This is a genomic window from Synechococcus sp. UW105 (assembly GCF_900473935.1).
In the GTDB taxonomy this organism is placed as follows: Bacteria; Cyanobacteriota; Cyanobacteriia; order PCC-6307; family Cyanobiaceae; genus Synechococcus_C.
Map to the genome: position 1 here is coordinate 1 of NZ_UCNN01000031.1, position 1,933 is coordinate 1,933.

At 56.4% G+C, this 1,933-nt stretch carries 1 protein-coding gene; it reads left to right on the plus strand.

Going from position 1 to position 1,933, the window contains the following annotated elements; all coding sequences use genetic code 11:
* On the plus strand, window positions 1–1,565 hold a 1,565-nt coding region (locus tag DXY16_RS14220; RefSeq protein WP_115121811.1), incomplete at its 5' end, for a carbohydrate porin.
* Window positions 1,566–1,933: the final 368 nt, after the last annotated feature.

Consider the following 1,933-nt stretch of genomic DNA (forward strand, 5'->3'; position numbering starts at 1 on the left):
GCCGCGTTGACGGTCTGGAAGCTCGCGTTGGCGAACTGGAAGCCACCCAGTTCTCCACCACCACCAAGCTGAAAGGTACGACCACCTTCGTGATCGGCGCCAACAGCTTCGGTGGCGACGCCTACGTGCGTGAGCAGTTCGGCCGTAACTACTTCATCGGCGACAAGTACAGCTACAAGAACAACGAGACCTTCACGATCAAGGGCCTCGACGGCAAAGACAAAACCGTCAAAAATCCCTTCTATTACTCCGGTTCCAAGACCAGCTACAAGGGCCGCAAGATGGCCGACCAGGCCAACCAGTACCTGGGCGCCCTCACCTTCAACTACGACCAGCGCCTCGATCTGCTCACCAGCTTCACTGGTAAGGATCTGCTGAAAGTGCGTCTGCGTGCTGGCAACTTCCAGAACAGCGCCTTCGGTTTCAGTGCTTCCACTGGTATCGACAGCTTCTTGGGTGGTCAGTACTCCACCATGTCTGGCATGGAGGCTGCCTTCGAGGAGGCAAATACCCCCAATGCTGTGAAGATCAACCGACTCTTCTATCAGTTCCCCCTGGGTAGCAACTTCACCGTCACCGCTGGTGGTGTGGTCCGTCAGGACGACATGCTGGCCGTATGGCCCAGCGCTTACCCCGCTGACACCGTCCTCGACTTCTTCACCTACGCCGGTGCTCCTGGTACCTACAACCTGAACCTCGGTTCAGGTGCTGGTATCTCCTGGGCGAACGACGGCTTCAGCATCAGTGCCAACTACGTCTCCGGTAACGGCAACGTTTCCAAGACCAACAACGGCACCACCACTTCCTACAACGTCTACAACAACGGCACTGACACCCTCGGTATCTACTCCGTAGACCAGGATTGCAGTGGTTCCGGCGGCATGATGACCGACTGTGCCTCAGGCACCGGTACGGTTCAGATTGCCTACACCGACGACCAGTGGGGCGTCGCGGCTGCTTACAACTACAGCAGCCAGAACTTCGGCAACATGAACCCTGGCACTGCAACGCCTCTGGCGACGCAGGTCGGAAACCTGGGTAACACCAACTCTGTTGGTCTGAGTGCCTACTGGAGTCCTGAAGACTCCGGTTGGATGCCTTCGATCTCCGCAGGTTGGGGCCTGAACACCACCAGCGGTGGTGATTCAAGCTCCTACCGTGTCTACAGCGACGGCAGCTGGGGCAAGAGCAAGGAGTACACCAACCTGTTTGGTTACGACTTGAACTCCGCCACCACCCAGTCCTGGTCTGTAGGCCTGCAGTGGACCGATGTGTTCCTCAAGGGCAACACTGCCGGTATGGCTGTTGGTCAGAAGGGCTTCGTCACTGCTCTGGATCTCACCGGCAACAGGTTTGACTTCGGCTACGGCAAGTCCGGCAAGGCCGAAGATCGTCTCGTCCGCGACGGTCAGTACGCCTGGGAATGGTGGTACATGTTCCAGGTCACCGACAACATCTCTGTGACCCCCGCCCTCTTCTACATGAGCCGTCCTCTCGGTTCTGCGACCCAGGGCGTCCAGTTCAACCAGTTCGGCGGTCTGCTCAAGACCACCTTCAAGTTCTGATCTTGAACGTGTGATCTGAAGAGCTTCGCTTTTGCGAAGTTCTTCATTTTCTCCTCACTGACTCATCATCAAGCGCGGGTTTTTGCCCGCGTTTTTTTTATGGCAAAGCAGCAACGCATATCAGACCTTTTTTGAATGTCGCCTGCGATACCTTCGCCAGGTGTGGCCGGCGACCTCTGTTGCTTTGGTCAGTCGGTAACTTTTGCTCGAAGGCTTTGTGCCTTTATTTACCCTCAATTTTGGTGTGAGGAATTCAATGAAACTTTTCCAGCAACTGCTGGTGGCTCCTGCTGCCTTGGGCCTTCTGGCTCCTGTGGCTGCAAACGCCAGCGACCTGAACATCAACGGTGTGTCTGACTACGCCGCTT